Raw genomic sequence first — 12,754 nt, 5'->3', positions numbered from 1 at the left:
CGAACGAATTCTCAACATTCGACTAGAATTTAAAAGATTTCATCAGTTCCACTGGTATTTCTACCAAATGGGGACCTGACGTATAGAGGAGCAGCGCTCTTATTCTCCGATCAGGATAAAGCTCAGAAAGCAATTTTCTATAAACAGCCAGCTGCGCAACATACGTTTCGGAGACTTCGTGCACGCTCCTTGGGACGTAGGCATTTGTCTTGAAGTCGAGAATAATCACTTCTTCGTCATTGACCAGCAAACGGTCAATCAGACCGAAGATTTCAACCGGCTTGCCATCCTCTCCCGTGAGCATACCCTGTATTGGAACCTCGGCTCTGCCATTGGCGCTGAACAACTCTGCAAACTCTGGGTTGCCCAGCGTACCCAACACATCATCCAGCAGACGTTCTTTTTTGTCCTCAAACCGTTCTGGAAGGGAACTGGCAAGGAACCTTTCAGCTGATACCGTGCGTTCTTCTTCTGGCAGATCGGGCAGGAACTCCAGCAGTCTGTGAACGATGCGGCCACGGACCAGCGGCCAGTCTTCTGGCTGGCGAGCTGCTTCCAGAGCATCTTTCGGGTCTTGCTGCTCGATGTTCTCTTTTGCTTCCATCTCCTCAAAGGCGGCAGATGGTTTTACGCGGCGGATACGCTCAGGCGTGCTGACGTTTGTTGAGACCCAGTCCGGCATAACAGCCTGTTTCCGGCTCTCAATCTTCTCAGATTGCGGCAGGATCGGCTCTGGCTTTTCTATGCCATTCTTGGTCCAGATCCACGCTGATACTTCGCCGTTGGCGTCTGTTTGCTCGCGTGCTTCCTCAATCAAACCGTTGCGGGTGAGTGTGTACCAGCATTCATCATGCGGACCACGCTTGGGTGACCAGCCACACACGACGAGACGATCCTTGGCACGGGTGAGCGCTACATAAAGCAGACGGCGATATTCTTCTTTCTGCTCTTCTGCCAGCAGTTCCAGCGCTTCTTCATGCCATTCGGTGCGCTGTGCTTTGTTGGGCAGCCAGACAAGAGCTGGCGCAGCCTGCGTATCCCCTGCCCGCTGTTTTTCAACCATTACCGGCGCATGCAGGCTGGAGACGGGCGCATTGCAGCCATCAGCGAGAATAACGTAGGGCGCTTCCAATCCCTTGGAGCCGTGGACCGTCATGATGCGGACCATGCCTTTAGCGGCGTTGAGCTCGCGTTTGATCTCAGTTGGCGCTTCGGCCAGCCACGCAAGGAAGCCTTCCATGCCGGGGGTGCCGCTCTTTTCATAGGTGAGCGTCAATGAAAGGAACTCATCAAGCACGTCATCGACTTCCGTGCCAAGACGCTCACGGAACTTCTGGCGATAGCCGTCGGTTCCCATGATCTTGGCGAAAAACTCGAAGGGTGGAACGAAGTCTGCGCGATCACGCCAGACAACCAGCTGCTTGCGAATTTCCTGCCACTTCTCGCTGTTTTCTGACTTTCTCAGCAGCTCATGCCAGAGAGTGCCCGGTCTTGGGACACCTGGTGTTTCGTGAGCGATCTCGAAGAGATCATCATCAACCAGGCCAAAGAGTGGGCTTTTGAGGACGCAGGCGAGAGAGAGGTCATCCTCCGGCAGCAGAATAAAGCGGCCCAGCGCGACGAGGTCTTTGACGGCGATGTGGTCTGTGAGGACCAAGCGGTCAGAACCGGCTGCGGGAACATCCAAACGTTTGAGTTCGCGGTTGAGCGCTTCCACAAACTGGCCGCGCTTGCGGACCAGTACCAAAACATCCCCCGGGCCTGCGATTTTGCGTTGGTCCCAGTCCTTGATCTGCTCTGCTATGCGGGTGGCAAGGCGCAGCATGGGGTTGCCGGTGCCGATGGCATCAATTGGCTGGGTCCAGTCGTCTGGTTCCAGCGTTTCTACGGCTTCTTCCAGAGGCCAGATTTCGACACGGCCCGGATCGTTGTGGCGGATGGCTTCGTGCACGGGTGCAACGTTGTCCTGTGACAGACCTTTGTAAGTTTCCGGTGTGTCGAACACCTTATCGACCGCACCCAACACATCCGGCGTGGAGCGGAAGGAGAGGTTGAGTTCGATGCCCTCGAAATTCTTCTGCGCTTCCTCAGCCCGACGGGCGAAGAACTTGCGCATCTCAGCAAAGTAAGCCGGAACAGCGCCCTGGAAGGAGTAGATGGACTGTTTTTCGTCCCCCACCGCGAAGATGGTACGGACTTTCTCTCGCGCACTGTCACCAGCGAAGAATTCTTCTGCCAGCGCGCGGATTACCTCCCATTGGCGTGGGCTGGTGTCCTGTGCTTCATCAACGAGGATATGGTCGAGGCCCTGATCTAGCTTGTACTGCACCCATTGCGCTGCCTCGGCACGGGACAGGAGCTGCGCAGATTTGACCACCAGATCTTCAAAGTCGAGGTAGCCGCGACGGAGTTTTTCCGTCTCGTAATAGCGTAGAACCGCATCTGATAGGGTGAGGATCGCTTTGGTTCCAGAAACCGTTATGACGGCATTCAGGTGCTGCAGAGCCTCCAATACGCGCATTTGCTCGGCGAGCAAGCGTTCGATCACTTCCGGGAAGGCTGCTTGGACCTTCTTGGTGGCGAGAGACTTGCGTGGGCTGAGGGTTCCAGTGAGGAAGATCTTCAACCATGCGATGCGCCAGGCTTCATCGTTTTTGTGCGTGATGGCCTGATCCAGAGCAGCCGCGCGGTCCTGGTCTGTCTTGGAGCCGACGCGTAAGGCTTCCGCAAACGCTTTTACTTCGTCGTCAGAGAGAGAAACATTCCGTCGCAACGCAGATGCAAAGCCAGATATATCATCATCCGGCATGACGGAGAAATCAGCGTATAGCGCGGAAACAGCGCTTTCCAGGTCACCATAAGGAGCAACCCAGCGATAGAATGCATCGCGGCGGCTGATCAGCTCTGAGAGGGCTTTCTCAACGCCTGAATCCGGTAATAGCTCAATGAGCTGGGACAGAGCTGACCCGATATCGGAGTCCGGCTCAATCTCTGCGCTGTGCAGAACGCTGGCGCGGGCCTCATTGAGCAGCTCTTCGGCAAGGCGATCATCCAGTACGGAGAAGTGGCCTGCAACATTGGCCTCCAGCGGGAACTGGTGCAGCAGCGCTTCACAGAACGCGTGGATGGTCTGGATTTTCAGACCGCCCGGTGTTTCCAGTGCTTTGGCGAAGAGGCGACGGGCGTTTGCCAGCTGCTTTGTTGAAGTCGGTCGGCCTTCGATATCCTCGATCTCGGCGGCAAGCTCAGCATCGCTCAGCTGTGTCCACTTGGCAAGGGAATCGAATACACGGGTTGCCATCTCCGCCGCGGCTGCCTTGGTGAAGGTGAGGCAGAGGATGCGGGATGGGTCGGTGCCGGATAGCAGCAAGCGGACGACGCGGCGGGCGAGCACGAAGGTTTTGCCGGAGCCTGCGTTTGCACTCACCCATGCGGAATTTTCAGGGTGCGCTGCGCGTTGCTGGCTGTCGAGGGTTTTTGCCGGAATATCCATTATGCATCCTCCCCGTCTTCTCCAAGGGACCATTCCTGCACACGGGCGAGATGATCATAGGAGGCAGCCCATTCCCTCTCCTTCAGCACACGTGCTCTGGAGAGATAGCCTTTGCGTGGGTTTTCATAGGCGGCGACGAGCTGTTCCAAGCGTTTCCATGCTTCTTCCGCCAGCTCTTCGGCAGTGCTTTCCTTTGGTACACGACTTTCCAGTTTCACGGCATCGCTGCCACCTTTAAGCTGGATGTAAAGCATGTCGGAGATGGGCATGTCATGTGGCAAATCCTCAAAGCCCTTACGGCGGATCATGGCGACTTCCAGTGGCAGCTGTGGTGAGAGCAGCGCTTCAACCTGTTTGGCAGAGGGTGGCTGGCCGGTTTTGTAGTCCACCACGCGCAAGCTGTTGTCTTTCATCTGATCGATGCGATCTGCACGGCCTGTGAGCGTAAAGTTGCGCTCCGGGCGCTGCATTTCCACTTTGCCGTATTCCTCAAGGAAACGATCATAGATTTTAGGCGCGACTTCACCTTCATACGCGACAAACTCTCCCGCGATGCGCTCAAAGCGCGGCCACCACAGGGCGCGGATAGCTGGGAAGGCATCCAGTGGGCGGAACAGTCGGCCACCTTCGGTTTTTAGTGCTCGAACTGCCTTGTCGTCGAATGGGCCATCCCAATCCTCAAGGAAGTTTGCGAGGGCATCGTGGATGATGTTGCCTTTGTCAGCGGCGCCGGGTTCGCCGCCGATTGGGTCAACTTCATCCAGCTTCAGGACGTTTTTGGCGTAGATGAGGTACGGATCGCGGATCAGATTTTCGATGGCGGTTACGGAGAGCTGAACCGGACGCGCTTCGACTGGTGGCTTTGGCTCAGGGCGCTTGGCTGGGCGGACTGGTGTTTCTGAGCGGTCGAGCACAAGGGCGAGTTCAGTATAGCGTTTGCCTTTGGCACGCATCTGCTGCTCTACGCCTTGGCCTGCCAGCGTGACGATGCGCTGGAGCCAGCGGGAGGCCACGGTTGGGGAGCCATCCACGCGCTCTGAGCGAGAAAGCACCACTTCCGGCGCGCCAAGGTTCCAGAGGAAATCGTGGGCGGAGGTGCCGATTTTACGCTCAGGCGGATCGAGGCCGATCTGGCCTTTCATGGGGCGGTTGAGCCATGGGTCGTTGCGGGTTCGCCGCGGCCATGTGCCTTCGTTCAGTCCGCCGAGGACGACGAGGTCATAGCGCTGCAAACGGGCTTCCATGGGGCCGAGCAGGTGGATGCGTGGATCAGCTGGTGTGCGAGAGCGGACGGCGCCGCCGGTGATGAGGGCACCGAACACGCCGGGCCATTCATTGGCAGGCACGCAGAGGCCAGCTGCATCAGCTTCCAGCAAGGACGTCAGAGTTTCGGCGAGCGCCTTACCGTTTTCGCCGCTGAACAGCTCTTCCGTCGAGCCGTTTTCATCAGCCCCAAGCAGCAGGACTGCATCCACGTGGGTTTTGATGATGTCTTCGACCGGGATCTCATTTGGGTTTTGCAGCAGGGCTTCCAGTGGGCCGAGCGCTTGTTCCAGACGGTCCAGCAGGGTGTTGATGGCGTTCCAGTCTTCTTCCACCAGCTTGCGCCAGCGGGAAACTGGTCTGTCGGCCTTCTCCATGGCCAGATCATGGGCTGCGGCCACCGCTTCGCGCAGGCCACTGAGGCCCGGTCTTGGATGCGGGCCGCGCAGCACGCCGCGTTCCAGAGCGCGGGCGGCGGAACGGACTTCCTTGGCCTTCATACCGAGGAAGGCGAGCGGGTGTTTGAGGAGTGCCAGTAGGTTGACGGGATCGAGGCCTTGCAGAGCGAGCTTTGCGGTGAGGATAGCAAGCACCATGGGCGGTGTTTGCTCCAGCGGACGGCCAGCGGTGTCATCCACGATGATGCCCCAGCGGGTCAGCTCTGAAGCCACACGGCGGGCCAGTGTTCTGTCGGGTGAGATCAGCGCGGTTGTTTTGCCTGCTTCCACCGCTTCACGCAGCAGCAGGGCGATGGAGAGCGCTTCTTCGGATTCGTTTCGCGCTGTGATCAGCTGCGTGCCTGCGAAGGCGGTCTCTCTGTGCTCTGCCAGCTGGGAGGTGAAGAAGTTCTGCCACTCTTCCGTAGTCTCTGCCGGACGGAGTGCTTCGTTGACAATCTCGCAGCGCAAACGCAGGGCTTCGCTTTGCGGTGCGCCCAGTTGCGTGACGTCTTCTCGCTTTATGCCCAGCGCCAAGAGCAGTTGGCGGAGGCTGTATTGCGGGTGGCCGGGAACGCGTTGTGGTTCTGTCGGGCTGCCGAGTGCCTGCCAGCTTTCAGCATCCATGCCCATATCGAGCGCCGGAAGCACAAGGGCTCCGTTTTCCAAGCTCAGCACGGCTTTCATCAGCTCGGCGGTTGCTGGGAAGGAACCGGTCGCGCCCGCCACAATCACCGGACCGCGTGGCGATGTTGTGCGCAGGCGGGCGGCTTCTGCGCGGATGAGGGCTGAGCGGCGCTCCTTCGGGTCCATCATGCCGATGGCTTTGAGGTGCTCGGGCCACAGATCAGTGACGATCTTCAGGAACTCGAGCGTGATCTTCCAGTATTCGGCGTGGTCATCGGGGACAAGACTGCCCAGTTCTGCCCAGCTGGCTTCCTCTGTCTGCACTTCATCCATGAGCGTGAGCAGGTTGCCCGCGAGCCATGCAGCATCAGCGGAGGACGCTGGAACGCGGGCGGGGTCATCTTCTTTGAGCTGAAGGATCTGGCGGCGGAGCTGGCCTTTCCACGCCCAGACAAGGCGGGTCATGGCCAGTTTTCGTTCCATAGTGGACATTGCAGGTGGCAGCGCCTCGCCGTCTCCATGACCTTTCAGGATATGCTCTTCTTCGTCCACATCACCGAGTGGCAGGATTTTGGGCAGCAGAGCGGCTTTGGAGCCTAAAGCTCTGCGCAGGACATCCGGCAGGGTTCTGGCAGCACGGCGGGTTGGCACGTAGATGGTGACGTCAGCCAGCGCCAGCGGGTTATCATCCGCCTGAAAACCCGGGATCAATTGCCCAGAGAGCAACGCTTCTACAGTTGCCTGCAGAAATGGCGTGGATGGGGAAACACTGAAAATATTTGGGGTGGCCGCCACCGGAGCCTCCTGAACAGAACCGAATGCTCCTTTTTAGTTCAGTTTTCAGCGGATCACACAGCAAAAAGCACGGCGCGGTTTTATATCCCCGCGAGTTTCATGGTGAAGCTGGTTTCTTATGCGCAAAGTAAACCAAGAAGCCGTACCAAATCACGAAAATAGGTGTTGCTATTATGGACAGAGTGCTAATTGCAATCATAATGAAATAGGCGGCATCGTTCGATGTCTCATCACGTAACCCACCCATGACCTCGAATACAGCGTGCTCCAGATTGAGGGCGACAAGCGCTGTCACAATCAATGTTAAAGGCAGAACGGTTGCCACGAAAACAGCTCTGCCACTAAGTTTGGCAACTCTTTGCAAAAAGACTGCCAGTAATGCGACTCGCCAGCTTGCGACAACAGCGAGAAATAGCATGTTCGCAACTTTCGCATTTCCTAGTGACATAAAGCGCTCAACAGGAATGGAGTAAAGCGCGGCAGGGAGTGAGGTAAGGCTGATGAATAGAAGGATATTTTTGTAGCTGAAGTTCTTAGGTTTCAAAGGCTGCGCTATAGCCCAAACCAGACCAGCCAAGACATAGATATACAAAACCGAGCCTAAGCCTGCATATTGCCACGGCCCCGCGGAGGGATGATCCCAATAACGACCGATGCCCACCAACCAGGTTACGAGCAAGCCCCAAGCCAAGTAGGCTGAATAAGACCTGCCCAGTGGCGGCTTGATTGGGCGGAACAGAAGAAAATTAATCTGATCCTTTAATATTTCGCTGAAAATTGGTTGCATACGCGTCTCTACGAGAAATCCATTCAACTAAATCACTTAGTTACCCTCGTATGAGGGCTTGTAATTTATTCATGTTGCAATGAGACATCGCCAGTACGCAACTGCAGGAATGCGTTTTGTGTCCCTGTATTTTCAGGGGCCAATCGCTCGCCTCACTCACGCCCGCAGGTCAATTGCGTGGTTGATTTGGATGCCGGTGTTTGCGGCGCAGTAGGTGGGGAATGGGACGCGGGCGGCAGTGTTGATGTCGCGTTTGATCCATTCCCGCTCTTCCAGCCGAACCAGCGAGGCTGACAATGCGCGGTCGGTGATTGTCGTCAGGTCTGATCTTATTCCCGAGAAACGCTGAGGGGTAGCAGTGAGTGCCAGAATGGGAACCGTCCAGCTTTTGCGCAGCAAGGCAAATTCCTTTTCATCGGGAACTGCGGCTACGATCCTGCTGGCGATTTCGGCGGCTTTGACACCTTTTGGGGTCAGTCGAAACTCCGGACGGAGTGGGTGACCGTGGCCCGGGTTCCTCTCCAAGAGTTTGAGCTGGGTGAGATGTTCAAGACTGGCCGCGAATGACGTGCGGCCAGCACCAGATGCGGTCAGCAACGGAGCCTGCCTGCCGGGAACCCCTGAATGTAACAGGGCCAGAATGTTTAGAGACCAAGCCCGAGAAGTGAGCTTGACAAGTGTCGCAATGTCCATAAAGTATAGTTACTTTATTTTTTCACAAAAGGAAAGTTTGATGTCCTTAGTTTCTTTGGAAAATACGATTACCCTCGCCATTTCTGTTCGTGACCGTCATGTGAGCGCTGAATGGTACAGCTCCATGCTCGGCTTTGAGCTGATCCATCACATTGATGAGGCTGGCTGGAGTGAAATGAAGACAAAAACGGCTGGCGTCACACTTGGGCTGGGTGAACAGACAAAGCCTACCCCCGGCAATACCGTTCCTGTTTTTGGCATTGGCGATATCGAGAGCGCGCGCGGCGCTTTGGAAGCTGCGGGTGTGAAGTTTGACGGTGCGACTGAAACCATCGAGGGCATGGTGAGCACGGCCACGTTTTACGACCCAGACGGCAACGCGATGATGTTGGCACAGGACCTGACTGTGCCTGCGTGATATCAGCGTCCGTTACACACTCACCTCAATGAGAAGCTGAAGAAACCAGTGCCTCATTGAGGTGAGCTTTGCAAGGCGGGGCTTAACCTGATGGCATTGCACTGAAAGCGGTCTATACTCTGCCGGATGTTGCAGCCTGCTAAGATTCTCATTTTGACCTATGGCTCTCGCGGAGATGTGGAGCCCTTTATCGCTTTGGCCTGCGGGCTTACAGCTCGTGGCCACACGGTTACGCTCAGCAGTGCTGAAAAGTATGGTGACTGGGTCAAGAGTTTCGGTCTGGCGTTTGAGCCACTTTCGAACGACACGATTGATCTGATGACCACTCCTGACGGGATTGCAGCGCTGGAGGGATCATCCGGGCTCTTAAAGAGAGTTGCAGCAGGTGCACGGCTCGCGAAGAAATCCGGGCGGCTGAACGATGGACTCAACCGTGATGCGTGGCGGGCCGCACAGGCCGTTCAACCTGATCTCATTGTCTTCCACCCCAAAGTGATGGCTGCGCCTCATATTGCAGAAGCATTGAACATTCCGGCTGTGATGGGGTTGTTGCAGCCAATGATCGTCCCAACAAACGAGTTCCCTGTGGCGGGGATGCCCCGCTTGCCGATACCGGGCTACAACAAGCTGGGGTACGCACTCGTCAAACTCTCTTATTCGGCTTTTCGCAAATCGGTCAATCAGTTGCGCACCAAGGCTCTGAAACTGCCAGCAATCCGGCATCGCAATGAGGTTCTGTTTCCCCGTGGGGCTCTACCAATCAAGACGCTTCATGCGATCAGCTCGTGGGTTATTCCCCGACCAAAAGATTGGCCGGATGAAGCGGTTATGAGCGGTTACTGGAGTTTGAAGTCTGACGGGGACTATGAACCACCAGCAAATCTAAGCAGTTTCCTCGAGCGTGGACCTCCACCCGTTTACATTGGGTTTGGCAGTATGACAGTTGAGGACCCGAAAGCGTTGCAAGAGGTTCTTGTTGAGGCCCTGCGAAAGGCAAATGTTCGCGGTGTCCTCTCAACTGGCTGGGCTGGGTTTGATGCCATTGAGAGCGACGATATCCTGAGTGTTGCTGATGTTCCGCATGAGTGGCTGTTTCCGAAGATGGCAGCTGTTGTGCATCATGGTGGCATGGGAACCACTGCTCAAGGTTTCCGCGCAGGCGTGCCTTGCGTTCTGTGCCCCTTCTTCGGCGATCAGCCTTACTGGGCACAAAAGAGTGTTGCTCTGGGCGTTGGCGCTCCGCCTGTGCCTCGCAAAGTCCTAACCGCTGATAAGTTGGCACACTCCATTCACCTTGCACTCAATGACGCTTCACTGAAGAAAAACGCGGGTGACCTAGCCTTGCACCTGCAAAGCGAAGACGGCGTGGGTACTGCGATCGCAGAGATTGAAGCTTGTCTTGCCAAGGTGGCAGAAACCTTCATGAAGACCTCAGTTTAAATCCGAATACAGATCGCACCATGACGGGTTAAGTGCTTCAATCAACTCAAGCTTCCATGTGCGCCTCTAGGTAATTCCAGAGGCGGAGGGCAGCAGATTTGAAGGACTAGCGGGATAAATTCCTTACAGTTGGCGAGGTTGGATTGAAGACCGCCGCTCCGAGATAGTCGGGACACTGAAATCAGTCGATTGAAAAGTAAAGCGGGCGGTCTGACCATGCATAACGAGCTTTTTGCTGAGCATATTTCCCACATGCAGACATGGCGTACTTTTGCTCAACGAAGATAGAGCAAATGAGCATCATGATGTGTACCGCGTGTTTAGCGACACCGCATCTACCGCTTTCATTGCATCTCGTTGAAAGAGTAGAATCTAACTTAATATTTCAAGACACGGGTAGTCAGTCAGACACAAGCATGCAGAGTACAGATTATTTATGCAACCTATTGTATATAAATCTATAGACCTCAAGGAAGAGTAAAATGTTAAAGACTGTACGACTCGGCGATGGAAATGACTATTACAGCAACTATGACTTAGTAGCAGACCTTGTTTATGCAGGCGGTGGTAATGACAGGATCCACACTAATGAAGGTAATGATTTCATCCATGGTGAAGGTGGTGATGATTTCCTAACTGGCGGCAATGGTGATGACACTATTTGGGGCGAGGCAGACGACGACTACCTTAGTGGTGATGGTGGTAATGATACGCTTTTTGGTGGCACAGGTGATGATGAAGTAAGTGGTGGTAGTGGCGACGATTACCTAGACGGAGAGACTGGCAATGACATTTTATATGGCGGGTCCGGTAATGATACTTTCAAGTTTAATAGAGGCAACGGCCAAGATAAAATCATCGATACGTCTGGTAGCAATGACACTATTCGTTTCGGTAGCGGGATCGAATTAGATCATGTCATGGTTGCTGTAGACCCAGTAAACCCCAATGATCTAAAAATCTACATCATTGATCCGTCAAATCCAAATCAGATCACCGATGTGATCACCCTTCAAGACGGAGCAAGTGCATCTTCCCCAATCGAGAAATTCGAATTTGCTGATGGTACGACACTAACAAAACTTGAGTTCCAGACTGATGGGACATTCACAATCAATGGCTCTGCTGGAAATGACGAGCTAAATGGTAGCATTGTGAATGATACCATGCTAGGCGGTGAAGGAAATGACGTTATTAGGGGCGGTTCTGGTAATGACACCCTCCTGGGTGGTGAAGGAAGTGACGTTCTCCAAGGTGGCGATGGAGACGATACACTTGATGGTGGTGCTGGTGTTGACTTTATTCGCGGTGGTAGTGGGATCAACAATATCGTGACCGGCGGTGCGGACACCGACGTATTCATGTTTGGCCCAGGTGATGGCCTCAGCGTTGTCACTGATTTTACAGATGGTGTCGATCTCATCGGCTACTATGGAGAGGTGGCTCAGGTTATTCAGACTGCAGAAGTCACTGCTGAAACCTTTGCTGGCATCGCTTCACTTGAAGGCAAATACATTGGGTCAACACTCGTAAAAATTGATGACTCTTTTGCTGTGTTGGATGGATTTTCTACAGATCAGTTCTCTGGTGCAGATCTGTACAACTTGTCAGCCGCAGCTACAGCAACAACTGAAGCTATGGACCTACTAGCGTAGTAAACCAAAATTTTTGCTGCCAACCTTGTGTTGGCAGCTCACTTCTCATTTTCCAGCCTCATTTTTAAAAGAGTTCCCAGTAACCAACATAAGCCACGACAAGTGGCTATTGGCAATAATTGCCCTTTTGTCCATTCACCCGGCGTATCCCCGCAGCAACACCTTTTTCCCTTCTGCAACTTTTCGTTGACAGGTGGGCGGTTCCATTCCACATTCATATGTGAGGCTTCGAAACCTCTTTCCACGCGGTACCCGCTCCCGTAACTAGCGGATTTTTTGTGCCTTTTTCCAAAGGCGCAAACCCTTTGATATGAGCGGGAGGGCGGTGAATACAATACTTCCTTCGGGAGGGAATAAACTCGCCTGCCGTGGTCAGGTTTCGAACCTCCCGCTCGCCAGCGGGCCTTCGAAAGCCCAATGTCGTGCGGTTCATTCAACAGCCAACCACGTGAGGGCTTTGATTATGGACGACACTGCATGCGCCTGTGGCGCCACAAATACTCTTCAAAATGAAATTGACGACGTGAACTTTGCTGTTTCTGATCTTCAGAACCTTGCTTATATGCAGCATCTGGTGCTGAGCGAGCGAATGAAGAACAGCAGTGAGCGTGACGTTCTCTTCACTTTGCACCATGCATTATCTGACCGCCTAGAGGCACTTGATAAGACCTGCGGAACTTTAACTGATGCGTTATCCGGCACGTTCTTCCCTAAAGGATTTTCCGGTCACGCGACACGCAGCGTCGCCTCTCCAACATTGGTCAATTCTAAAACTGTGTCTCTTGATTAGATCACTGTGAACGGCACTCCAAGGGCTGGCCTCGACCACCCTTGCACAGCCCTTCATGGGTGTCCTGCTGGTCTGCGGCCGGGCGAAGTGTGCCCGCAGGCCAGCATCTTCGTGTGTGTTTTTAGATGCGTTGATGGGTGTGGCTCTGGATCCCTGATCTGCGCGTTGCTTGTCCGGGATGACGAGGGAGGGTGATTGCGTGAAGAGAAGGCGGTGGGCGTAGTTTTCGGCTGATTTTCATGTGCCCGCAGATAAGTGGGCTTACTCTTTAACCAATTTGCTTCCCCCACTGTCATCCCGGGCGGAGCGTAGCGGAGACCCGGGACCCATGAGTGCCTGACGGCAAACGCTAGGCT

The 12,754-nt window shown here is 54.6% G+C and carries 8 protein-coding genes; 4 read left to right on the top strand and 4 right to left on the bottom strand.

From position 1 onward, the window contains the following. Window positions 1–22 precede the first annotated feature (22 nt). From addA to DHN43_RS20545, 4 genes are all read right to left on the bottom strand, one after another. Window positions 23–3,493, bottom strand: a complete 3,471-nt coding sequence (gene addA / locus DHN43_RS20560) for a double-strand break repair helicase AddA (RefSeq protein WP_108819877.1) — start codon at window positions 3,491–3,493, stop codon at window positions 23–25. Next, window positions 3,493–6,615: a double-strand break repair protein AddB gene (addB, locus tag DHN43_RS20555; RefSeq protein WP_108819876.1), complete on the bottom strand. Its 3,123-nt coding sequence runs from the start codon at window positions 6,613–6,615 to the stop codon at window positions 3,493–3,495. Before addB ends, addA begins: the two co-directional genes overlap by 1 nt. A gap of 97 nt (window positions 6,616–6,712) precedes the next feature. Beyond that, a complete protein-coding gene (locus DHN43_RS20550) occupies window positions 6,713–7,402 on the bottom strand; it encodes a hypothetical protein (protein WP_108819875.1) in 690 nt (229 codons plus the stop codon). 156 nt (window positions 7,403–7,558) lie between these two features. Continuing rightward, a complete protein-coding gene (locus DHN43_RS20545; RefSeq protein WP_208995533.1) occupies window positions 7,559–7,999 on the bottom strand; it encodes a winged helix-turn-helix transcriptional regulator in 441 nt (146 codons plus the stop codon). A 136-nt stretch (window positions 8,000–8,135) separates the two neighbouring features. On the opposite strand from DHN43_RS20545, the gene DHN43_RS20540 reads away from it, so the two are divergent. From DHN43_RS20540 to DHN43_RS20525, 4 genes are all read left to right on the top strand, one after another. Next, on the top strand, window positions 8,136–8,513 hold the full coding sequence (locus DHN43_RS20540; RefSeq protein WP_063294230.1) for a VOC family protein: 378 nt from the start codon (window positions 8,136–8,138) through the stop codon (window positions 8,511–8,513). Window positions 8,514–8,666: 153 nt separating this feature from the next. Beyond that, window positions 8,667–9,953 carry a glycosyltransferase gene (locus DHN43_RS20535; RefSeq protein WP_199914846.1) on the top strand — a complete coding sequence of 429 codons (1,287 nt, stop codon included), beginning with the start codon at window positions 8,667–8,669 and terminating at the stop codon, window positions 9,951–9,953. Window positions 9,954–10,435: 482 nt separating this feature from the next. Then, complete coding sequence (locus DHN43_RS20530; RefSeq protein ID WP_108819872.1) at window positions 10,436–11,608, top strand: calcium-binding protein; 1,173 nt, start codon at window positions 10,436–10,438, stop codon at window positions 11,606–11,608. Between the two features lie 463 nt (window positions 11,609–12,071). Further along, on the top strand, window positions 12,072–12,398 hold the full coding sequence (locus tag DHN43_RS20525) for a hypothetical protein (protein ID WP_108819871.1): 327 nt from the start codon (window positions 12,072–12,074) through the stop codon (window positions 12,396–12,398). The last annotated feature ends 356 nt before the right edge of the window (window positions 12,399–12,754 follow it).

The organism is Pseudovibrio sp. Alg231-02 (assembly GCF_900143565.1).
Taxonomy (GTDB): Bacteria; Pseudomonadota; Alphaproteobacteria; order Rhizobiales; family Stappiaceae; genus Pseudovibrio.
This window is presented reverse-complemented; position numbering and strand designations above follow the sequence as displayed.